Source organism: Neoasaia chiangmaiensis (assembly GCF_002005465.1).
Lineage (GTDB): Bacteria > Pseudomonadota > Alphaproteobacteria > Acetobacterales > Acetobacteraceae > Neoasaia > Neoasaia chiangmaiensis.
In genome coordinates this window covers 3,209,412-3,232,711 of sequence record NZ_CP014691.1, presented here as the reverse complement: position 1 = coordinate 3,232,711, position 23,300 = coordinate 3,209,412, and the positions used below count along the sequence as shown (strand labels likewise).

General features: G+C 58.2%; 17 protein-coding genes and 1 other RNA gene. 3 read left to right on the top strand and 15 right to left on the bottom strand.

What is annotated here, in order from left to right:
- Positions 1–88: 88 nt before the first annotated feature.
- Positions 89–1,585: a catalase gene (locus A0U93_RS15220; protein WP_077808070.1), complete on the bottom strand. Its 1,497-nt coding sequence runs from the start codon at positions 1,583–1,585 to the stop codon at positions 89–91.
- Between the two features lie 285 nt (positions 1,586–1,870).
- Here A0U93_RS15220 and A0U93_RS15215 point away from each other — a divergent pair, with 285 nt between their 5' ends.
- Positions 1,871–2,629 carry a peptidylprolyl isomerase gene (locus tag A0U93_RS15215; protein WP_211274019.1) on the top strand — a complete coding sequence of 253 codons (759 nt, stop codon included), beginning with the start codon at positions 1,871–1,873 and terminating at the stop codon, positions 2,627–2,629.
- Between the two features lie 54 nt (positions 2,630–2,683).
- Here the strand turns inward: A0U93_RS15215 and A0U93_RS15210 are convergent, their stop codons facing one another.
- The 6 genes from A0U93_RS15210 to aroA form a co-directional block, all read right to left on the bottom strand.
- Positions 2,684–3,697 (bottom strand): CgeB family protein, encoded by a 1,014-nt coding sequence (locus A0U93_RS15210; RefSeq protein WP_077808068.1) that lies wholly within the window; start codon positions 3,695–3,697, stop codon positions 2,684–2,686.
- 79 nt (positions 3,698–3,776) lie between these two features.
- Positions 3,777–6,755, bottom strand: coding sequence for a glycosyltransferase (locus tag A0U93_RS15205; protein ID WP_077808067.1), 2,979 nt, complete (start codon positions 6,753–6,755; stop codon positions 3,777–3,779).
- 24 nt (positions 6,756–6,779) lie between these two features.
- The gene (locus A0U93_RS15200) at positions 6,780–10,124 is read right to left on the bottom strand and encodes a glycosyltransferase family protein (protein WP_077808066.1); all 3,345 of its coding nucleotides are present in this window, start codon (positions 10,122–10,124) and stop codon (positions 6,780–6,782) included.
- Between the two features lie 220 nt (positions 10,125–10,344).
- Positions 10,345–12,057 (bottom strand): 30S ribosomal protein S1, encoded by a 1,713-nt coding sequence (gene rpsA / locus A0U93_RS15195; RefSeq protein WP_077808600.1) that lies wholly within the window; start codon positions 12,055–12,057, stop codon positions 10,345–10,347.
- A gap of 223 nt (positions 12,058–12,280) precedes the next feature.
- On the bottom strand, positions 12,281–12,904 hold the full coding sequence (gene cmk, locus A0U93_RS15190) for a (d)CMP kinase (RefSeq protein WP_077808065.1): 624 nt from the start codon (positions 12,902–12,904) through the stop codon (positions 12,281–12,283).
- On the bottom strand, positions 12,904–14,268 hold the full coding sequence (gene aroA / locus A0U93_RS15185) for a 3-phosphoshikimate 1-carboxyvinyltransferase (RefSeq protein ID WP_077808064.1): 1,365 nt from the start codon (positions 14,266–14,268) through the stop codon (positions 12,904–12,906). The genes cmk and aroA overlap by 1 nt, the downstream gene beginning before the upstream one ends.
- 173 nt (positions 14,269–14,441) lie before the next feature.
- Between aroA and A0U93_RS15180 the strand changes: the two genes are divergently transcribed.
- A complete protein-coding gene (locus A0U93_RS15180) occupies positions 14,442–14,765 on the top strand; it encodes a TIGR02300 family protein (RefSeq protein WP_077808063.1) in 324 nt (107 codons plus the stop codon).
- A gap of 68 nt (positions 14,766–14,833) precedes the next feature.
- Positions 14,834–15,331, top strand: coding sequence for a hypothetical protein (locus tag A0U93_RS15175; protein ID WP_077808599.1), 498 nt, complete (start codon positions 14,834–14,836; stop codon positions 15,329–15,331).
- A gap of 32 nt (positions 15,332–15,363) precedes the next feature.
- Here the strand turns inward: A0U93_RS15175 and A0U93_RS15170 are convergent, their stop codons facing one another.
- The 8 genes from A0U93_RS15170 to A0U93_RS15135 all read right to left on the bottom strand — a co-directional run bounded on the left by A0U93_RS15170 (position 15,364) and on the right by A0U93_RS15135 (position 23,115).
- Positions 15,364–16,110 carry an SDR family oxidoreductase gene (locus tag A0U93_RS15170; protein WP_077808062.1) on the bottom strand — a complete coding sequence of 249 codons (747 nt, stop codon included), beginning with the start codon at positions 16,108–16,110 and terminating at the stop codon, positions 15,364–15,366.
- Positions 16,110–16,703 (bottom strand): recombination mediator RecR, encoded by a 594-nt coding sequence (gene recR, locus A0U93_RS15165; RefSeq protein ID WP_077808061.1) that lies wholly within the window; start codon positions 16,701–16,703, stop codon positions 16,110–16,112. The genes A0U93_RS15170 and recR overlap by 1 nt, the downstream gene beginning before the upstream one ends.
- Positions 16,704–16,721: 18 nt before the next feature.
- Entirely contained in the window at positions 16,722–17,045 is a 324-nt protein-coding gene (locus tag A0U93_RS15160) for a YbaB/EbfC family nucleoid-associated protein (protein WP_077808598.1), read from the bottom strand.
- Positions 17,046–17,070: 25 nt separating this feature from the next.
- The gene (locus A0U93_RS15155; RefSeq protein WP_077808060.1) at positions 17,071–19,056 is read right to left on the bottom strand and encodes a DNA polymerase III subunit gamma/tau; all 1,986 of its coding nucleotides are present in this window, start codon (positions 19,054–19,056) and stop codon (positions 17,071–17,073) included.
- A gap of 32 nt (positions 19,057–19,088) precedes the next feature.
- Positions 19,089–19,185: signal recognition particle sRNA small type (ffs, locus tag A0U93_RS15150), an RNA gene on the bottom strand.
- 57 nt (positions 19,186–19,242) lie between these two features.
- Positions 19,243–21,033 carry a gamma-glutamyltransferase gene (gene ggt / locus A0U93_RS15145; RefSeq protein ID WP_245825218.1) on the bottom strand — a complete coding sequence of 597 codons (1,791 nt, stop codon included), beginning with the start codon at positions 21,031–21,033 and terminating at the stop codon, positions 19,243–19,245.
- Positions 21,034–21,079: 46 nt separating this feature from the next.
- A complete protein-coding gene (map, locus tag A0U93_RS15140) occupies positions 21,080–21,886 on the bottom strand; it encodes a type I methionyl aminopeptidase (RefSeq protein ID WP_077808596.1) in 807 nt (268 codons plus the stop codon).
- 116 nt (positions 21,887–22,002) lie between these two features.
- A complete protein-coding gene (locus A0U93_RS15135; RefSeq protein ID WP_456306286.1) occupies positions 22,003–23,115 on the bottom strand; it encodes a D-alanyl-D-alanine carboxypeptidase family protein in 1,113 nt (370 codons plus the stop codon).
- Positions 23,116–23,300 lie beyond the last annotated feature (185 nt).

The following is a 23,300-nucleotide window of genomic DNA, read 5'->3' as shown; positions in this document are numbered from 1 at the left end:
AAACTACCTGCCCAACGCCGCATCAACCCGTTCCGCAACGATCACGATACGGAACAATACCGGAAAATCCGCAATAAAGACAACTCGATCATCGCGCTCCCGGTTCCGTCATCTCCTGATTGGTCGCCGACGACGCATGGCCCACCGGCACCTCCCTTTCCAGATTTTCCCGAACGCCTCTCGCCCAGACGGGGTCGGCCCGTTCGAAATGACTCAGTTGCCGTTCCACGATATGACGTGGCACGCCGACCATCGCACTGGCAATATTGGTGTGAAAACGTTGCCGCTGCGCATCGTCGAACAGTCGATAGAGCGCACGTGGCTGGGCATAATCGTCGCCATCATCCCGATGGGCATAGTAGGTCGCCTCCCCGCTTACCCGCAGCGGCGGTTCGATCGCCTGACGTGCCTCCGCGGGTCCGTCGAAGGAATTGGGCTCGTAATACGCATCCGATCCTTCCGTGGCATCGAAGCGCATCGGCCCATCCATGTGATAGGTCCGAACAGGCACCTTCGGTCGGTTGACGGGAAGTGCCTCGTAATGTGTCCCCACGCGATAGCGGTGCGCATCGGCATAGGCGAACAGCCTGCCCTGCAACATTTTGTCAGGTGAAAACCCGATACCCGGCACGATATTAGAGGGCGAAAACGAAGATTGCTCGATTTCCGCGAAGTAGTTCTCCGGGTTCCGATTCAGTTCGACAACGCCAACTTCGTGTAGAGGATAATCCTTGTGCGACCAGACTTTGGTGATGTCGAAGGGATTGAAATCCACCCTTTCCGCCTCATCCTCCCGCATGACCTGAATATACATCGTCCAGCGCGGAAACTCCTGCCGTTCGATGGCATCGTACAGATCGGCCTGCGATGTCTCGCGGTTGCGTCCAATGATGTCGTTCGCCTCATCGTTCGTCCAGAAACGATGGCCTTGCTGCGTCTTGAAATGGAATTTGACCCAGAACCGTTCGCCCGAAGCATTCCACAACGAGAAAGTGTGGCTGCCATAACCATTCATGAACCTGTAGCCTTGCGGCAAACCGCGGTCCGAAAACAGAATCGCAACCTGATGGAGACTTTCGGGGCTTAGTGACCAGAAATCCCACATGGCCGTCGCCGAGCGCATGTTCGTTCGGGGATGACGCTTCTGCGTATGAATGAAGTCAGGGAATTTCATCGGATCACGAACGAAGAACACCGGCGTATTATTGCCGACCAGATCCCAGTTGCCCTCTCCGGTATAGAATTTGAGTGAGAATCCACGCACGTCGCGCTCGGCATCCGCCGCGCCTCGCTCGCCCGCGACAGTCGAGAACCGTGCCAGCAGTTCCGTTTTCTTGCCGACTGCCGAAAACACATCGGCGCAGCTCAGATGAGTGATGTCTTGCGTCACCGTAAAATGACCGAAAGCACCGGAGCCCTTTGCATGAACAGTTCGTTCGGGAATGCGCTCACGGTTCTGATGCGCCAGCTTCTCGATAAGCTGGTAGTTCTCCAGCAATAACGGACCTCTCGCCCCCGCACTCTTGCTATCCTGATTGTCGGGCCATGGCGCGCCAGCCGTTGTGGTTATGTGCGATCTCGTCATTCGTCATCTCCGCGTAGGATCTGACGAGCACATTAGTTTACCCACTACTTTTGTTTAAACCGATAGTTTCGAGCTCTGTAATCGCCTCCACCTATTGAAAGCGACATCTGGTCTGCACCGCCCATATCCGGCATTCTCCTTGGCATGAGAACTCCTGCTCGCTGGATAACGACGCTGTCTATCGGCGCTCTCGTAGCACTCTCGCATGCGGCGTCAGCCGAAACAGCGGACGAGATCCTGCGTCGTTCGCCTGCGAACGCCTGGTCTCAAATTGATCCCGGCCAGATGCTGATCATGACTCTGGCTGACAAGCAGCGGATCGTTATCCAGTTGGCACCGGACTTCGCACCGAGACATATCGACAACATTCGCAAACTGGCACTGGCCCACTGGTGGGACAGCGGCGCAATTGAACGTTCGCAAGACAACTACGTCGTCCAGTGGCGTGGCCCGGTTATGCACCCTCCATTGCCGGAAGGCGTTTCGGCGAGCCCACCCGCAGAGTATGAGCGTGCCTTTGGCATTCAGCCGTTCCTCCCACTCCCCTACCCGGACGCGTACGCCTCGAAGACAGGCTATATCCGCAGCTGGCCAGTGGGGACGGATGGAGAGAAAGTCTGGCTGACGCATTGTTACGGCATGATCGGTGTCGCACGTGATATGCCACCGGATACCGGCGACGGTACTGAACTCTATGCTGTCAATGGGCAGGCACCACGCCAGTTAGACCGCAACATTGCCTTGGTCGGGCGAGTGATTGCAGGCATGGACGCGCTGAGTGCCCTGCCACGCGGAAAGGCTCCCCTCGGTTTTTACAAATCCGATACACACATGCCCGCCATCGAATCGGTACGTCTGGCTTCCGAACTGCCACCTGCCGAGCAGCCACGTTTTCAGGTCATGCGAACGGCCAGCGATAGTTTCAAAAACTACATACGAGCCCGCGCAAACCGCAGCGAAACGTTTTTCGTCAGACCCGCCGCAGGTCTGGACGTATGCAACGCGCCAATTCCAATACGTGAGGAACCGGCGCGGCATCTCTGATCGAAACACGGCAAGTGGTGCCAGATTATTCCGGCACCACGTCAGTCTTACGGATCAGGGAAGCAGTTTTTCCCGTCGCAAGACCGCGATAACGTCGCGAATACGGTCTCCGTAGGTGTGCTCGTTCAAAGTGCGTGCCTGCGCGCGACGCGCGGCGTCAAAGCGGGCCGGTGCATCATCGATGTAGCGCGTGACCAGCTTGTCGAAGTCAACCTTGTTCGAGAAGGTCGGAATCTCATCAGGTTTGAAATAGCGACGCAATTCATACGTATCTTCATGGAAAACCTGGAATGCACCCGCTGCCGCCGCCTCGAATGTGCGCGGCCCGGGCGTGGACGGCGAAATCATGAAGCGCTTGTTCTCGAAATGGAGCGAACGACCCAGATTGAGCACCAGCTTCGACCGCCGATAGAGTTCGATCAACTGGGCTTTTTCAATGCGCGCATCGGAGAACCCGATGCCCAGTTCACCCCAGCCCGGACCGACGATCTTGATATTCAGGTTACGCAACGTCGGCATCAGATTGCGAACAATGTCCTTGCGACTTGTGAATGCAACACCACAGAACAGGACATCGATCGACTTTTCCACATTTTCGTCGATCGGGGCGTAATGGAGCTTGAGGCTGGCGGCAAGCGGCAGATGAAAGACGCGATCGCGCTGGTAGAAATTATGTCCCCAGCGATCGCAGGAGAAAATGATGTCGAAGTCATCCGCGATACGGTAATTCGCATCCTGCTCGTAGGGATCTTCGGTCGCCCAGAATACCGTCGTCGCCCCTGCCTTCTTCGCTTCGCGACATACCTCGCCAAAGTAAGTGCTTTCCGGCAGGTAGGAGCCGATCGCAAACACGATGGTCGGCTTCAATCGGGAGATCGACGCCGCCGCACCGCTGATATGGACTGCGGCAACGTTCTCTTCGCCGAAGCACTCAGCCCAGCCGTCCATGATGGATTCGCGAATCTGCGCGTTGGCCTGCGATTCATATCGACCGCCACTGCACACCAGCACGCGCTGTTGCGCCAGCTTCGCGTGGCCGGTATCTTCACGTTCCTGGACTTCTGACATCGGCCTTTGTTTCCTCAGCAATCCAGCCGGTGCGTCATCACGCGATCCGACCATCCAACAAGAATTCGTTTCGTTAGCATTACGCTATGCTGCTTTGCAGGATGCGCTCAAGTCGTGCCCTGAAAACGACTGGATCGCAGTCTTTCGCTACAGCAGCAAGCGCATTCTCACGGATATTTTTCCATAGCTCGGCATCGCCATACAGGCGTGCGATATTGCGCGCAAAACCTTCCGGATCTGCACTGTCAGCCGCCAACAGCGATTGGCCGTCCTTCCAGTCTACCTGCCCGGCAATCAAACTCGTCGTCGCAACTGGCAAGCCAAACGAAGCAGCCTCGTGGACCTTGTAGGGCACGCCGCCTGCAAATCGCGTCGGCGCAACGAAAACACGGTGCCGATCATAGAGTTTGGCCAAATCATCCTGTGCGCCAATGCAACGAATACGCGGATATTTCGAAAACACACGCATATCGACGTCACTGCCGACATATCCAGCAACCGTCACGAGAATCCCGTCGGGAAGAAGCCTGTCCAGAAACGGCAATACGTCGTTGGCGAGCCACATCAGGCCGTCATGATTGGGCGATCCCTCATCGTGGATCGCACCCAAGACCAGGATATCACGCCGTTCCTGAAACGCACGCGGCGAAGGTGATGCTTCCAGACAGTGTCCGAGAACAGCAACATTATGATATCCGACACGCGCGACCAAGGCTGCATCGCTCGGCGTCACCGCGATGATTTGCTGACAGTAATGTGCGCAATCCAGCTCTTTCTGAAGGCTTTCGTCAAACGTCAGCGGGCCGGACGACAGATGCAATACACGCGCGCGCTCGAAGGCACGCGGGGTTGCTATGACCTCCGTATCAAGTATGGCGCCATTCGTCGGAAGATGACGCCCCTCCTCGTTCATGATTGGAAGCAGGCGGGTCATGTTATGAGTCCGACCGATCCAGATGAGATCGTAATAGCCGGCACGCTCGGCAATGAAGCTGGGAAAGTCAGCAAGACTGCGGTCATCAATGACCTCGACGTCGTCCGGAAAGTCCCAATACAGATCTGCGGCCTCGACCTCTCGTGGAAGCACCGGATAAACTGTAACGAGATAGCCCAAGGCTGACATCGTGCGGATGATGTCGTTCGAGCGTACGTAGCCCGAACCCAGGGCTCGCAGGGGAAGCCGGTCCTCTATGAAAAGGATACGCTTCCTGTCGCTCCGTTGTTCCCGGGCCAGGACGGCATTGCGGACATGCGCCGGTTGTTGCGGCCTTAGATAATCCTGATGAACCAGTCCAAAAAGACGATGATTTGCCTTGATCATCGCCTGCGATCGCGCCGTGCCGGAGCTTCCGAACTCGAGATGCTCGATCATTACGCTGGGATCGTAGACGACCCGCATTCCCTGCTCAACAATCCGGAGGCACAGATCCGTATCTTCGAAATAGGCAGGACGATACTGCTCATCGAAACCGTCCAGTTGCTGTAGCAATTCGGTTCGGACGATCAGATAGGCTGCCGAGCAGTAATCGACGTTGCGGACAAAATTCGCCTCCGCAATGTTTGGATCGTCTTCCCGCCGATAACCGTAAGTCGCGCCGTCCCGCCAGATGATCGAGCCAGCTTCCTGCAAGCGCATATTGGTGCGAACGATCTTGGCCCCTACGGCACCAATGGCCTTATCGCTCGAAAGGCGTTTGAGACTGTTCGATACGGCATTCGGGTATAGACGGACATCATTGTTGAGATAGAGGACCGCCGATGCCTTGACCCTTTGGAGCGCAGCGTTGCAACCGGCCAGAAAGCCGACATTCCCATCGAAACGGATCAGCGTGACACCCAGCACCCATTCGTCGATCTGATGCGTTCGGTCATGCGAGCCGGAGTCGACCAGAATGAGATCGATTGATCCGGCATAATTCTGGCGGAGCGACGCAATCGCCTGAATGGTCAGGGCGATCTTGTCATGTGCGACAAGGATGACACTGACATCCGGGCGGCCCTCATATCGGAAATCGAGCGGCCGGCGCCGGATGGCCGGCAAAAGTGCTTCTGCCTCCTGTACAAACAGCCGTCGCGTCTGACTTTCAGAGGGCATGGAGTCTGCAATATCGACAGAAGCGCCCGCCAGGCACGCAGCGACAAAATGGGCGAACGGATCATGCGCCAAACCATGTTTAAGGTCGGCGCGCACAGCAGGTCTGCGTGAATAAGCAGCGAGGTCAGTGCCACCTCTGGGGGATCGACCCTCATGACTGCCGAAATTCAGAAAGTGCTCATACCCGTTGCGAAACGTGCCTTGTTCGAGGCTTGGCAGCACATCGGCGTGGGTCTCGCCATAATGATTTTCAGAGAAAAACTCCTGAGGACTATAGTGACGTGGTGAGCCGTTGGTCAGATAGTGGTGCAGCGCCGAGACATACTGCCCGTCCTCGATTTCCCGGGCTACCTCGGGATAGGTTTGCAGATACCAGACGGGGTCGAAATACCAGGACACACGTCCCGCATCCGCCTGCGCCGACGACAGTCCAAGATACGCACCCAGCACACTGCCTTCGCCTGATATGCCCATAGTGGCCAGATATGTGCGAGCCATATCGACATCGAAGAAAAGATGTCCTCGATATGAGTGTTTTTCGCCGACACTCAGATAATGGTCGAAGCCATTCCGCAAGCCGGCTGCGGACAGGATTGCATCGGTAAGATCCGGATATCGCCGCCGGTACCCTTTTTCATCGAACAGCCAATGCGGAGAGCGGTCGATATAGCCTTCACGACAATAATGCTCGAATGCCGATCTGACACGATTAGCGCATATATCGCGGTAAACATCCGGATAGGCCTGCCGATACCAATCCTCATCGAAATAAGGGTTCGGTGAATGGCCGTACCGCTGACCTATTTCCTCATAAAACGTCGATACGCTCTCAATTCCATGATCGCGCATCCATTCGGAGACTTCCGGATACCGGCGAACATACCATTCCTCGTCAAGGTGCGCCCAGATGGGGGCAGACACAGCCCCCTGCGTCTCCTCCGTAAACAACATAGGCCCCGTCATCGCGTCACGATCGTCCCGAAGTCGTCAGACGACGATGCGGTGACGAAGGATCGAGGCGGCGCGTTCCATAACCTCCGGCAACGGCGCATCATGGGCGGAGGAGAGACAGGAACCGTCCTGAACATCGAGGACGATATTCAACGGCACGACACCATATGAATTGTCGACGATGTTAACGAGGCAGAGACGATACCGCCCTTTAAGCGATAGTGCATATCCCGTACGCAAACGGATGGTTCCTGAGAACCCTGAACAGAGGGGCGCCTCATTCCGAATATTCATCACATCGTGTCGAATAAGCCGCCTCATTCCAAAAAGGACAGCCTCGTCCCCGGTGTCGGAAACAAGCCCGGCATAAAGCGCTCCTGCCTGGCTCAGGCCCGGGATAAATGCCCAGCCGTTGATTCTTATCTCATCAGGCGTCGATACGGACTGCCCTATCTCACCGATCAGCCCGTCAAAGCCATCGATGTACCACTCGAGCACCCCGCCCTCATGACGCTCACGTGATGCAGGCGGTATCCTGGAGAGCTTTATGCCACGCAGCGTTCCATCGCCATGCATGACACGATCGAAGTCAGCCAGGATCGTGTCATTGGAGACGGGCAATCGACGAATGGACTTGACCTCGCCACCATCGACCTTGATCTGAATCGTTGTCATCTGGAATGCGCCGCGCCCATTGACAATGTTGATCAGACCAACGCGATAAGTGCCTTCGCACCATTTTCCGCGCAGGGCCACTTCCGCACTGAAGCCGGAACGGCGTGGTGCATTCGGAAACATTGAAACGATATCCGACCGCAGCTCACGCTTGCTTTCCATGAAAATCATCGGCGACTCTGCGTCACCGATCAACACGACATAAAGTGAACCTGCCGTGCTGACGCCGGATACAACGTGCCAGCCTCTGATGTGGAAAGCAGGAGCCCCCTTGAAATCCTTGTCCTGCTGTGTCGCGAAAACATGATGACACACATCATCAATGTAACACTCACTACCTTGGATCGAGAACCAGTCCGTCACCGTCTCCGGTAATTCCACTGTCAAGTCACGCGTCGTCGGAGGATCGAAAATATGGCGCGGTGGTGCCTGATGACGCCATGAAGCATGTGGCAACAGATGCACCTGCCCCGCATCGATATGCATCTCAGCGACGCCGAGCTCCCGTATCGGCGCGATATCGCGATAGACCGACAGCAGGTCCGCGCCATATTGTCGCGCATTCGCCCATAATGCCGGCGAAATATTGGCCATTATTCCGCGGCGCAGTGTCTCGGAAGACCGCAGGAGCTCCAGCCTTTCCAGGACGGCGCTTGGACGCCCGATGGGCACTTTGAAACCGTTGACCCCGTCGGTTACGCGGTCGCCCAACGCTCCGACGTCCGTAACAATTGGCACGAGGCCATTCTGCCATGCCTCGGACAGCGAAATGCAGTAGGTTTCGGGCCAGATCGACAGATTGAGCGCAACGTCCGCAATTTGCAGCGCTTCAATATCGCCCACAGAATACCGCCCGTAGATTTTCACATTCGGTCGAACGCGGGCATTCAGAACAGCGTCGTATTCGGGATGGACATATCCGAATATGTGAAATTCGAAATGGTCGGGATGCGCAATCTCGATAAGGCTCAAGATTGTATCGGCGCCTTTTGTACGCAGGAAATTGCCGACAATCGCAACGCGAAGAGGGCGCTCTCCCAGCGGGGTATAGATTTTCGCGATAACCGGAACCGTATTTTCCGGCGATGGAATCCCAAGGATAAGGCTCTGCTTCTTATCGAGAACCGGATAGATTTCGTGTGTGAGGTCGCGAGAATGCTTGGTCCCGAAAAGAATGGCATCGACCGAATGAAGCATCTTCGCCACGAAAGCACGTCGCGTCTGCTCGCCGCCGTATTCAATATTCTCAGCAGCCTTCAAAGTAATGTCGGCGGCCACGACTGATTTAACCTCGTCTTCGACGTATCGAAGTTCCTGGTTCAGAAGATTATATCTTGCAGATACCAGCCAGAAATCATGGGCAGAGAAAACAACACCTGCGCCACTGGCTTTGGCAATGATCGGCAAGGACAGGGCATGATGACCAAGGTGCTGGAAATGCACAATGTCGAAGTTGTATTGAGAGATGACGTTCGAGAATGCCATTTCTTCCGGACCGTCGCACATGGCGTCCATCCATCCGACTTCCGGCACGTCGTATCTCTCAAGTTCCTGCCCGCTTGCCGATGTAAGACGGGCATGCACGCCGCGTCGAAGCCAGTAGAAGAACTCCACATCCCGGCCAAGCAAGGAACATAGTGTCTGCTGGTAAACCTCGACGCCGCCCCAGGCCTGTTCATGTATAGTGGAATGCGTGCACATCAGTACACGAAGACGCCTGCGGCGCGGGGTCAACTCGGTTCCAACCGCCTGCTTTCCAAAATTTGCCGAGGTGATCTCCTGCATCCGACGCAGGCGGTTTTCATAAAGATGATGTTCGAGGACTGACTTCTGCGCAGCCAATGCCGACTTACGACGCAGGTTCTTTTCCGTCAGAAGCCTGGCGATAGCGGACACGACACCGTCGACATCCCGCGCCAATGAAACACCATCGACCTCATCGAAGTAATGCGCCTCCATGGATTCCGGCGCCTCGACAACCTGCGCCGCACCAGCAAGCGCCAGTTCGTAGAAGCGTGGACCAGGTGCCGTTGCCTGACTGACATCGCCATGGCTGGCGTAGTCGCGAAACATCGTCAGCGTCACGGCGCTGGCATTGGCGAAATCGATGAATGCTTCATGGCTGACGGGCCGCTGGATCGCCAATGCCGCAAGATCGGCTGGCAATGGCGGCAGAAACTCATTGCCAGGACAAATCAGCTTCAGACGGGCATCCGGAAACGCTGCAATAATGTGTCGCAACGTATGCACCCGATTCGGCCACATCGTTCCAGCGAAGAAAATGTCGTAATCGAGATCCGCATTGCTCTTTACCTTGCGCTCGTGAATCGAGCGACTGGCAGCAAGCGGCAAATAATTCCCCTTAGAGCCGTAATATTCGGCGCAAGATGGGTCATTGGTGAAGACAAAATCAAATAAATCGGCATTATCGACATTGAAATCCCGCATAAACGGATCTTCAAATGTCCAAAGAATCAAGGTCTTGAATGCAGGACGGACGCGTTTAATCAACTGGAGATTGATTCGCTGGCCGTCGATGCAGATCAACGTGTCATGGCGACCCGACGCTGCCATGCCTGCAAGAGACATGTTGTCAGCGACATCTATCTGGTCATGTCCAAATATCTGCCGCGCTGCACGTTCGACTCCCAGCGTGAGATAGGAGTTCGGGTTATGCGTGTAGTTCGTATTATAAATAACAGCCATCAAGCCCTCAGAACATGCACGCCGCCATCGCTTGCAGTAAATTTCAAGCCATCTGGCATCTGATAAATTCTAACGTAAGCTTGTACAAAGCAAAAGTCTTGTCCAACTTCGCGCTATCTTTAGCATTGTAATTAATGCGTTAAAAAACAAAAAAGGGGCCGCCTGCGCGACCCCTTTTAGCTGACACATCAGATGATGATGCGTCAATCGTCCGTTCGACTCAGACGTCCGTGTTACGGCGGCGAATCGCGGCCCCGAGGATATCGCCGAGTGACGCACCGCTATCGGACGAGCCATACTCGTTGATTGCCTGCTTGTCCTCTTCCATCTCGCGACCACGGATGGTGAGCGCCAGCTTGCGGGAAGCGCGATCGACCGACACGATCTTCGCATCGACCTTCTCGCCAACTGCAAAGCGCTCCGGACGCTGCTCGGCCTTGTCGCGCGCCAGTTCGGCACGACGAATGAAGCCGGTCAGCACGTCGTCGACCTTGACTTCGATACCGTTGCTCTGCACCGCCGTCACAACGCAGGTCACGACCGCACCCTTCTGGACACGGGACAGGGTATCGGCAGCCGGATCTTCCTGAAGCTGCTTGATGCCGAGCGAGATACGTTCCTTTTCGGAGTCGACATCCAGCACCTTGGCCTGGACAACCTGCCCCTTCTCGTACTTCGCCATGGCCACTTCGCCCGGCTCGTCCCAGGACAGATCGGACATGTGGACCATGCCGTCGATGTCCGCAGACAGGCCGATGAACAAGCCAAACTCGGTGATGTTCCGGATTTCACCTTCGATCGTCGAACCGACCTTGTGCTCTTCCGCAAACAGTTCCCAGGGATTGCGCTGGACCTGCTTCAGGCCAAGCGAGATGCGACGCTTGGCGCTGTCGACATCGAGAACCATGACGTCGACTTCCTGCGAGGTCGCGACAATCTTGCCCGGATGAACGTTCTTCTTCGTCCAGGACATCTCGGACACATGCACCAGACCTTCCACGCCCGGCTCCAGTTCAACAAACGCACCGTAGTCGGTGATGTTCGTGACGCGACCCGAATAACGTGCGCCCGGCGGATACTTGATCGCCACGTTCTCCCACGGATCAGCCTCAAGCTGCTTCATACCGAGCGAGATACGCTGAGTATCGGAGTTGAAGCGGATCACCTGCACGCGAACCGGCTGGCCGATCTGCAGCGCTTCGGAAGGATGATTGATGCGTTTCCAGGCAATGTCCGTCACGTGCAGCAGCCCGTCGACGCCACCCAGGTCGACGAACGCGCCGTAATCGGTGATGTTCTTCACCACGCCGTCGAGGATCATGCCTTCCTTGAGGCCCTGGATCAGTTCCGAACGCTGCTCGGCACGCGTCTCTTCGAGGACGGCGCGACGCGAAACGACGATATTGCCACGGGCGCGGTCCATCTTCAGAATCTGGAAAGGCTGCGGCTGGCCCATCAGCGGACCAACATCGCGAACCGGACGAATATCCACCTGGCTGCCCGGCAGGAACGCCATCGCGCCACCAAGATCGACGGTGAAGCCACCCTTGACCCGACCGTAGATCGTGCCATTGACCCGCTGGTTGTTCGCAAAAGCGCGCTCCAGAGACGTCCAGGCCTCTTCGCGACGCGCCTTCTCACGCGACAGAACGATGGAACCGTCACGGTCCTCATAACGCTCAACGTAGAGTTCGATCACGTCGCCCGGCTTGACATCCGGGGCAACACCCGGCGGGCCGAATTCCCTAAGCGCAACGCGCCCTTCGCTCTTCAGGCCGACATCGACGATCGCGAATTCGTCGGTCAGACGAACGACGCGGCCCGTGACGACAGACCCGTCGAAGCCGGTATCCCGGCCAAGAGTCTCGTCGAGAAGAGCAGCGAAGTCCTCACCGCCATGAGCGGACGGCGCATTGGTAGTGGCTGAAGCCATGTTGTTCCTGTAATCCTGCGCCGGCACGAGCATATCGAACCGGTCTATTGCATGCGCCCGTCATTTGACGTCGGACGACTTGCCGGGCACCCGCACCCGGCCGACATTGAAATGCGCCTGCCAACAGGCAGGCCTCGCACACATCTGCACGATGCGCGCACAGACACCCGCAGGCGCTTCGTTGTCAACTAAAACCGCGCGACTCAGGCTTGAAAAAGCCGTCTTAGCGTGCGCCGACGATTTTTAACGCGTGTTCCAATACTTCCGCACTGTTCAGACAATCCGTGTCGATCCTCACGGCATCATCAGCGCATCGGAGCGGTGAGACAGCCCGACTCGCGTCCTTCCTGTCACGCTCCGTGATCTCGGACGTCAGACGCACCAGCTCCTCATCGGAAAGTGGCGCATCGCCGTGCAGCTGGGCGTGCCGCCGAAGAGCCCGGGTTCTGGCTGACGCCGTGACGAACAGCTTTACGGGAGCGTCCGGAAACACCACTGTACCGATATCACGACCGTCGATCACACCGCCCAATGCTTTCGCGAAATCGCGCTGTCTTTGCAACAGCGCGGCCCGGACCGCCGGCTGGGTTGCGACGTTGCTGGCTGCCTGATCGATCTCAGGCACACGCAGGTCTGTCCTCTGCAGATCCCCAGGCTCAAGCGCCGCGGCAACCGCCGCGCCATCATCGACGGCCGGGTCCAGACCGCACAGGATCATCTTCCGCCCGACAGCGCGATAGAGAAGCCCGGTATCCAGATGCGGCAAACCGAGCTTTGCCGCCAATGCCTTCGCAAGCGTTCCCTTGCCTGCCGCCGCCGGTCCATCCACCGCGATAATAAGAGCCATCACGAAGCGTCTGCCGTTCCGCCGAGGTTGGCGCCCAACTTGTTCATCAACCCGATGAAGTCCGGAAAACTTGTATCGATGAACGCCGTGTCGTCGACATCGACGGGCTGTCCGGCTGCAAGCCCCAACACGATCGCACTCATCGCAAGCCGATGGTCCATACGGGTGGCAACTTTCCCGCCGCCAGGAACCTGGCCGGCGCCCAGTCCATCAATCAACATGTCGTCGCCCTCGACACGCACGACCACCCCGCTCGCCTCAAGCAACGCCACGGTTGCCGCAAGACGATCGCTTTCCTTGACACGTAGTTCAGCCAGCCCGCGCAGACGCGATGTTCCGTTCGCGAAAGAGCAGGCAACCGCCAGAACGGGATATTCATCGATCATCGAGGGCGCGCGATCCGCGGGCACATCGACACAACGTAAATCGCTTCCCCGGACATGCAGATCCCCGACAGGCTCTCCCCCCTCGATACGTTCATTTTCGAGACGCAGATCGCCCCCCATGTCACGCAGGGTGGTCAGCAGGCCAGTGCGTAGCGGGTTCAGGCCGATGCCGCGAATAACGATATCCGACTGCGGCAGCAGGAGTGCCGCCACAATGGGAAAAGCGGCAGATGACGGATCACCCGGCACGATCACATCTCGCGCCGTCAGATGAGCAGGCCCCTGCAGGAAAATGACACGGCCGCCATCCGTTGTTGTCTCGACACGAACAGGAACGCCGAAGTGGCGCAACATATTTTCCGTGTGGTCGCGCGTGGCCACAGGCTCCTCAACACGCGTTTCACCATCCGCATTCAGACCAGCAAGAAGAATCGCCGACTTGACCTGCGCGGACGCCACGGGAAGCCGGTAGTTCAACGGCTTCGCCGCCCCGGTGCCGACGATCGCCATCGGCAGGCGCTCGTCACGGCGCGTCACGAAACAGGCGCCGTTTTCCGCAAGTGGCGCGGTAACCCGCCGCATCGGTCGACTGCGCAAGCTCGCATCGCCCGTCATGACGCTGTTGAACGGGTGACTGGACAGAATGCCGGAAAGCAGCCGCGCACCCGTGCCGGAATTACCCATGTCGAGCACATCGTCCGGTTCACGGAGTTGCCCGACGCCACGCCCCTCAACAACCCAATCACTGCCATCACGGGAAATCGTCGCACCCAAGGCGCGCATGGCATCCGCCGTACGCAGAACGTCCTCGCCTTCCAGCAGGCCCTTGATGACCGTCCGCCCCTGGGCGAGCGCCGCGAACATCAATGCCCGGTGGCTGATGGACTTGTCGCCCGGTACATTGATGGTGCCGCGCAGGCCGGACGGGCTGCGGCGAACGATGAGAGGGCGTATCGAAGATTCGGACAAACGTTGCATGACCCTGTTCATTCCGTGGCCGGCCGGCGGCTGTCAATTGGCGGGAAAAGAGGTATGACATTACATAACATTGAAGCTCAACGTTTGACAGGCGTCCCACAAGCTGGCATGGCCGCGTGCCTTGCGGCATATGCCGTTTCCCTCTTACCGGTTCAGGATCGACAGGCGACATCATGGCACAACCAGAACTCGGTCTAAAACGCGTCTGCGTCTCGTGCGGCGCGCGGTTTTACGATTTGAATCGCAACCCCGCCGTCTGCCCGAAATGCGGCGCCGAGCAGCCGACCGATATTCCGCGCCCCAAGCGCGCAGGTGACATCCCGCAGGATCAGGCAAAGCCTTCGCAGACCGATCAGAATGACGATGACGTCGATCTGGATACGGACGACGAAAATGCCGATGACGTGATGGAAGATACGTCGGATCTGGATGATGATGACGATGATCTCGGCAACGACATCGAAGTCAACACGGACAACGACGAACACGAAAATTGATAACGGGAAGAGCGGCCGCCATCGGCGGTCCGCTTTTTTTGCTTTTCTTCCTGGCGGGGTGTTGCGCCATGCCCGTTTCCCCGCAATCGCTTCAGAGAGAGCTTGCCGCCGAGCCGAGCGCGACAGCCGTCTTGCAGCGTCACTGCGACCGCCTCACTGGCGGTCGAACGCCTCTGCGCGCGCAACGTCTGCCGAACGATCACGAACCCGCTCTACCCGATTTGCTGGCAAATCTCGCGGTATCGGATCGAAACGCCCTCGCTGTTCGGCATGTGAGCCTGCATTGCGGTAACGTCGTTTTTTCCGAGGCCTGGAACTGGTATGTCACGGCACGCCTGACGCCGGAGATGAACCGCATTCTTGCCTCGACGGACCAGCCATTCGGTCGGGTCGTACGCCCGCTGGGCTTTCACCGACACTCAGTTGCAAGCACGTTGACCGGCCTGCCACGCGGCATCATTCTTCAAAACCGCGCGCTCCTGCTCCGCCATGATGACGCGCCAATTGCCTTTGTGCTGGAAAACTATTTTCCCGCTGTTCTGGACAGCATGTTGCCCGAAGACTGACAAATGTTGCGCATGCGCCCCATTAGGCCGGTCTAGGTGGCACCCCGCCATTGAAGATGCTGGCCACCGTCCAGCGCCAGCATCTGACCGGTAACGGACGGCAACCCGATCAAACTTAACACAGCTTGCGCCACTTCGTCCGGACTGGCGCCGATGCCCAACGGCGTCCTGCGACACATATCATCGAACTGAGCCTGAGACTGCCCGGGCGCTGGCAGTACTGGCCCAGGTCCAATCGCGTTGACGCGAATCCGCGGGGCGAACGCCAGGGCAAGCGTCTGCGTCAGCGTCCATAACGCGGCCTTGGAGACAGTGTAGCTCATGAAATGCGGCGTTAGATTCCACACACGCTGATCGAGCATGTTCACGATGACGCCCTGCGCCTCTTCCGGCAGTTGTTCGGCGAATTGCTGCATCAGCACAAAAGGCGCCCGAAGGTTCGGCTCCAGATGCCTGTCCCAGGACTCTCGCGTTGCGTCACGCCATTCGTCCCGCTCGAAAACGGAAGCGTTGTTGACCAGGACGCCAACAGGCCCCAATCGTTCCCGGGCCGAGCGGACCAGCGGAATCACCTGCTTTTCATCCGCCAGATCGGCATGAATCACACACCCCGGAACGGCAAGTTCCGCCAGAAGGGCCTCAGCCTCGTCGCGACCACGTCGATAATGAATCGCAACCGAAAAGCCCTGCGTCGCCAAGGCATGCACGATGTGCCGCCCGATTCGTCGTGCACCGCCCGTAACGAGCGCCACACGTGGAATATTCGCCGGAATAACCATCAGGCAGGCCGTCGCGCGGTAAGCGCGGCCACAAGCGTGCCATCGTCAAGCACATCCAGCGATCCGCCGATCGGCACGCCATGACCGACGCGTGTAACAGCGACACCACTTGGCGCGAGACGCTCCTGCAACCAGTGCGCCGTCGTCGCGCCCTCGACAGTCGCACCAAGCGCGAGGATGACCTCACGCACGCCGCCAGCCTCAACACGCCGAAGCAGGGACGCAATATTCAGATCGTCCGGCCCGCGCCCGGAAAGAGCGGAAAGTGTCCCGCCAAGCACCTGATAGACACCGCGATGAATCAGGGCACGTTCCAGCGCCCATAGATCGCCAACCGTCTCAACCACACAGATAAGGCCGTGATCTCGCTCGGGATCGCGACAGATCGAACACGGGTCGCAACTGTCCAGCGTGCCGCACGATGAGCAGGTCCGGACGTTGCGCGCCGCGGCTTCCATGACATGCGCCAACGGTAAAAGCCTGCTCTGTGGCTGTCGCAGCAGGCTGAGCGCCGCGCGGCGCGCGGAACGCGGACCAAGGCCCGGCAGGCGAGACAGCATCTGGATCAGACGTTCAACATCGCCGCCGCCCATGTCGATGGCTCCTCGCGATCAGAACGGGAATTTCAATCCCGCCGGCAGGTCCAACCCGCCCGTCACCTTGCGCATTTCTTCGGCACTTGCCGTCTCAACCTTCGCACGCGCGTCAGAAAACGCCGCAAGAATCAGGTCCTGCAGCATTTCAACCTCATTCGGATCGGCTAATTTTGGGTCGATGCGAATGCTCCGCAAATCGCCCTTGCCGTTGAGTGTCACGCTGACCAAACCCGCGCCCGCCATACCGTCGATCGACATATTGCTGAGACCGTTCTGGACCTCTTCCATCTTCGCCTGCATCTGCGAAGCCTGCTTCATCAATCCGGCCAGGTTTTTCATCGTCGTCTCGTCTCCATACACTTTGTTAATCGTGATCGCGCATATCGTCGTCCGCCAGATCGGCATCGATCGGCGCAAATTCCAGATCCGGCACGTCATCTCCACCGCCGAACTGGGTCATTGCCTCGAGCTCCTCAGGAGGAAGTCCGTATTCATCCAACGATGCATCGCGTGGCTCACCAACCGTCGCATCGGGAAATGCATCAAGAATGGCCTGAATAAGCGGATGAGCCTGCACGTTGACGCGATGCAATTCGATAATTTCGGCGCCCTGCTCGTCCAGCGTAGGGTCGCCCTCGGCCTTCGACGGCACAATCCGCCACATACCTGGGAAACACCGATCGAGAATTGCCTGCAGACGCGCTTCGGTTCGGGCAGGAACGCCGTCCTGCATGCGTATTTCCACGACGGGCGGCGCAAATCGAACAAGATGCGCGCCGTTTCGCAAGAGCCCGTGCAAACGTGGCTCCCGCTCGCGGGCGACGAATGCCACCATCTCCCGCCAGGAGCGTGGCGGAAGCATCCCCTCTCCATCGTCGGCGGCGGGTGACGGCGGCTCATTCGCGATCTCAGGCTGCGGGGCGTGCGCCAGCTCCCTCTCGGGATAGGCGACACCACCATTCGCGACGAGCCGAAGACGCGCATGCGGCCCATCATCCGGCGTCGTGGCCGAAGATGGCGAAAACCGTGTCTCCATCGAAGTGGAATGATCATCACCTGTAGCCTGAACTGCCGCCTCGATAGGGCGATCGGTCCCACCGCCCTGCTCCGTCAGACGCCGTGCCAGTTGTTCAGGCGTCGGCAGGATGCTGGCATGACACAGCCGGATCAGGACCATCTCCGCCGCGGCGCGACGATCTGGCGCAGTTTCCACCTCGGCAATGCCTTTAAGAAGGATCTGCCACGCCCGACCAAGTGTTGCGACCGAAAGCCGATCCGCGAAAACACCGCCTCTCTGGCGCTCCGCCTCGGGCAAATCGCGGGATTCGCGCAATGTTGGTATCGCCTTGAAACGGGACACCGTATGAAGCAACGACAACAGGTCGGAAAGCAACACGCCGAGATCGGCGCCGCGCTCGTATGCCTGTGCCGATATCGACAGCGCTTCCGCCGGTCGTCCACTCATCACGGCATCAAGCAAATCGAACACCAAGTGCCGATCGGCCAGCCCCAACATGTCGGCGATCGCTTCGGCGTTGACTTCGGCGTCCCCATCCGCCTGCGCGATCGCCTGATCCAGCAGAGAAAGACCGTCACGCACCGAGCCATCCGCCGCACGCGCGATGATCGAAAGCGCGTCGTCCGACAGACGCGCACCTTCTTTTCCGGCGATCCGGCCGAAATGTGCGGCGAGAACATCCTGTGGGACTCGACGCATATCGAATCGCTGACAACGAGAGAGCACGGTCACCGGGACCTTGCGGATTTCCGTCGTCGCGAAGATGAACGTGACCTGGGCAGGCGGCTCTTCAAGTGTTTTCAGCAAGGCATTGAAGGCATTGCGCGAAAGCATATGCACTTCATCGATGATGAAGACCTTCATTCGGGCCTGCATCGGTCGAAAACGGGTTGCCTCGATGATCTCGCGCACATCGTCCACCCCGGTGCGGGATGCGGCGTCCATTTCGAGAACGTCAGGATGACGGTCCGCCAGAATCGCTGTGCAATTGGCGCAGACGCCGCAGGGATCGGCTGTCGGACCACCCTGGCCGTCCGGCCCGATGCAGTTAAGGGCGCGCGCGATGATACGCGCCGTTGTGGTCTTCCCCACCCCTCGCACACCGGTCAGCATGAAGGCATGCGCGACGCGGCCAAGTTCGAAAGCCCGACGCAGGATGCGCACGGTCGCTTCCTGCCCGATCAGATCGTCCAGATGGGTCGGGCGATATTGCCTGGCCAACACACGGTAAGGTGCTTTTGGTGCAACGGACGGCGCATCGAAGAAACCGCCATCCTGCATCGGCGGTAGCGGCACATCGTCGCGACGATCTTCGTCCTCGTACTCACTCATACGCTACGACGATAGACCATTTTATGAGAAAGGTGGGAGACCGAACACATGACCCGGACAAAACTCACTGCGGCTGCTTCCTTCCGGACCTGACCGGGTTGGCAAGGCGCCCGTCCAAGGCCGATCTCCCGGGGCATGGTTAACACCATTTCCACCGGGGATGGCAAGAGGGCAAAAACATTTACCTCACAGACCGTCTGCGGCACCACCCGGATGGCGCCTGTCATAACCGCCGTAAAGATTACCGGTCGGCGCACTTTTCGCGTCCGGGCGGCCCGCCAGGATCGCCTCAGCCACACCCCAGGGCTTATGCGGCGAGATTTCATAGCCTTCCTTCGTCAGCGCGGCGACGGTCGCATCGCTCATCGCACCAGCCTCCGCCTCAATCGCCGACGGCATCCATTGCTCGTGGATTCTGGGAAGATCGACCGCTTGCTGAATATCGAGACCGCCATCAATCACGCCCAGAATCACGGACAGCGTGATTGTTGGAATCCTCGATCCGCCGGGACTGCCGACCACCATGGTCGTGTGGCCGTTTCTGGAAAGAATGGTCGGCGACATCGATGAAAGCGGCGTTTTTCCCGGCGCAATGGCATTCGCAACCGACCCCACGATCCCGAACATGTTAGACGCCCCCGGTTTTGCAGAGAAGTCGTCCATCTCGTCATTCATGAAAACGCCGGTATTACCACCGATAACGCCTGCACCGAACCACCCGTTCAGCGTATATGTGCAGGAGACCGCCATACCGCTCCGGTCCATGACGGAAAACTGCGTCGTCTCGTGCTTCTCCGTGTCGCTGGCGGCTTGAGCAGACGCGGGATGCGGCAACGGGTCACCGATTGAAAGGTCAGACGATTTCAATGCTTGATCTGTCGGGATGCCCGCCCTGATCTGTCTGGCATAATCCGGATCAATCAGATGAGCGATCGGATTTTGCACGAAAGCCGGGTCACCGAGCCCACGCCTGTCGGAGTAGGCATGCCGCATGGCTTCGATCTGCCGTTGTATTCCTTCCGTGCTTCTTACGCCAAGGCGGGAAAGATCGTATCCGGACAGAATATTAAGCATCTCGCAAAGCGCCACGCCGCCGCCGCTTGGCGGAGGCGCCGTATCGACGGTGTAGCCACGGTAGCGACACTGTATGGGCTTGAGTTCCCGAGCCTTGTATCCCGTAAAATCCGCAGCTTGCAGAATACCGCCGCCAGCATTGCTTCCGGCAATCATCTGTTGCGCGATCGGGCCGTTGTAGAAAGCCTTTTCGCCCTGAGCCGCAATCAGCGATAGTGTATGCGCCAGATTGGTCTGAACGAGACGGTCCCCCACTTCCAGCGGAGACCCGTCCGGGTGAAGGAAGACAGCCCTTGCATTCGGATCACGCCGAAAGACATCGGTGCTCGTATGTAAAAGTTGCACATCGCCATCGCCCAACACGAACCCGTCCCGAGCGAGCGCAATCGCCGGCGCCATGACCTTGGCGCGGGAGAGATGCCCCCACCGTTTCAGAATGAGTTCCATTCCCGCCACGGTGCCGGGAACGGCGACAGCTTTCCAGCCAGACACGGATGCACCCGGCACGACACTCCCTTGCGCGTCCTGATACATGGTCGCCGTCGCCCTTAAAGGCGCGTGCTCGCGAAAATCAATGAATGTCGTGTGACCGTCGGGCAAGCGCAGCGTCATGAAACCACCGCCGCCGATGTTGCCGGCTGCCGGGTAGACGACAGCCAATGCGTAAGCCACAGCCACAGATGCATCTACCGCGTTGCCGCCTGAGGAAAGGATCTTCGCACCGACCTCCGAAGCCAGATGCTGCGCGCTGACGACCATTCCATGATGCCCGACAGCGGGCGCCAGCGGTGGGAGCCGTCCGCCATCCGTACCGAATGCCAGCGGATCGTTCGACGTGCCTGGCGGCGGCGCGGCATTCGTGTGAACCGGAAACGCAACCTCGACAAGGAGAGTGCAGGACAAAACGGCAAAGGCACGACGATAACGATGCACGGAATCTCGCTCTATGTTACTGCGTTGAATAAGGCGGCCTGTGGAGCCCGGCCGGCGACAACGTGAAGATTTCACAGCCGTCGGACGTTACGCCAACCATATGTTCGAACTGGGCAGACAAGGAACGGTCACGGGTGACTGCTGTCCATCCATCCTCCAGAATTTTCACGTCCGGCCGACCAAGATTGAGCATGGGTTCGATCGTGAAAACCATGCCTTCCCGCAGGACGACGCCATGACCGGGCTTGCCGTAATGCAGAACGTTCGGCGCCGCGTGGAACGTCCGACCGATGCCATGTCCGCAGAAATCACGCACGACTGACAGTCGTTTCCCTTCGGCGAAAGACTGGATGGCGTGTCCGACATCCCCAAGGGTTCGGCCAGGCGCAACCTGGGCCACCCCGATCATCAATGCCTCATACGTCGCATCGACAAGCTTCTGGGCTTTTTTCGGAACATCGCCAACGTAATACATACGCGAGGAATCGCCATACCAGCCATCCAGGATGGAGGTAACATCGATGTTCAGGATGTCGCCATCATTGAGACGTCTCTCACCCGGAATACCGTGGCAGACAACGTGATTGATGGAAATGCAGGATGATTTGGGATAGCCGCGGTAGTTGAGTGGGGCGGGTGTGGCCCCATGTGCCAGCGTGAATTCATGAATGATCACGTCGAGTTCACCTGTCGTCACTCCGGCACGGACATGCGGCGTGATCATATCCAGCGTCTCGGCTGCAAGTTTTCCGGCAGCCCGCAGCCCTGCGAAATCCTCCTCGGAATGCAGGACTATTCCGCGCTCGCTCGTTTCCGCGTCCATCATCACCCTCTTGTCGACGTCTCAGCTATCAGCATTCATATCGCTTACTGCCGAGAAAATGCGTCTTCCGGGCGGCTGGAGCAACCCTGATGCGTCAAATAACTTGCAATACAAGCCTACCCGTGGCGTCGAGCCGCATGCTTGCGTCCGATAATATGATGGGCACTCACCATATGAACGTTGGCACTGGTCGCAACATGCCGATGTAGGCGGGAAACAGGCGCGTAGCGCCGAGGCCCTGTCGGCGCTTCCGCGACTTCCATCGGCTGGTTCGCCAGCATGCGAGAAGAGGTGGCAAAGAAATAACCATGGCGTGAGAACGAACGCGATCTAGCGCGAGCCATGACAACCGGCACCAGAGGCGCGACGGGCGCAACGCCTTCATCGGAAAACCCCTTGTCGAGCAAGGCGGTCATGACATGCGTACGCTGGACGTTGGATGAGGATCCCAGAACCACCCCGATGAGCCTCACATTGCTACGCTGCGCCGATGTAATCAGATTCCGTCCGGCCAGGTCCGTATAACCCGTCTTGAGGCCATCCGCGCCAGCATAGATTTTCAGCATCGGATTGTGATTGGGCACAAGACGACCGTGGAACGCGAACATGGGCGTAGAGAAAAAATGATAGTATTCGGGATAATCTCTAATCAGATGCTGCGTCAGCGTCGCAAGGTCGCGTGCAGTCGTAACCTGCTCCGGGTCCGGCAGCCCGGATGCATTGCGGAACGTCGTATTGGCCATCCCAAGCGCCCGGGCCTGTTGGGTCATCATGTTTGCGAAGCGCACTTCATCTCCGCCACCGATGAGCTCGCCCAACGCGCAGGCCGCATCATTGGCCGACTTCGTGACAAGACCGAGTATGGCCTGCTGCACGCTAAATCGGGTTCCAGGCACCAGCCCAAGCTTTGACGGCGCCATCGTGGCGGCATGAATCGATACCGGCACCTGCGTGTCCATCGAGACTTGCCCTGACCGCAAGGCACCGAATGTCAGATAGAGCGTCATCAGCTTCGTGAGCGAGGCCGGATAACGCTGGAGGTCAGGATCGCTCTGCGCAAGAACGGCACCACTATTGGCGTCCATTACGAAGCTGCTGATATGTCCGACATACTGCGCATGCGCCGCATGAGAATATGTGGCAATGCCCAGCAGTGCACTTACCGCAACCCATGGTTTACGCCAGACCCGCTGAGGGATTGTATTACGTTCGGCAAGGCAATCGTTCACCGGGCAACCCCATCCTCTGCAGACTGATGATGATAAACAGACAAGTTTCGTATCGTCCACAAAGATATTGTCGGAACTTTGTTAAAAGAGAGTGTGCATCGTTCTTTTTGCGCCTGACGACACCTCTTCCCTCCCCGCGCCCCGATCCCATATGATGCTCACCATGCTGTCACGACGATCCGGAT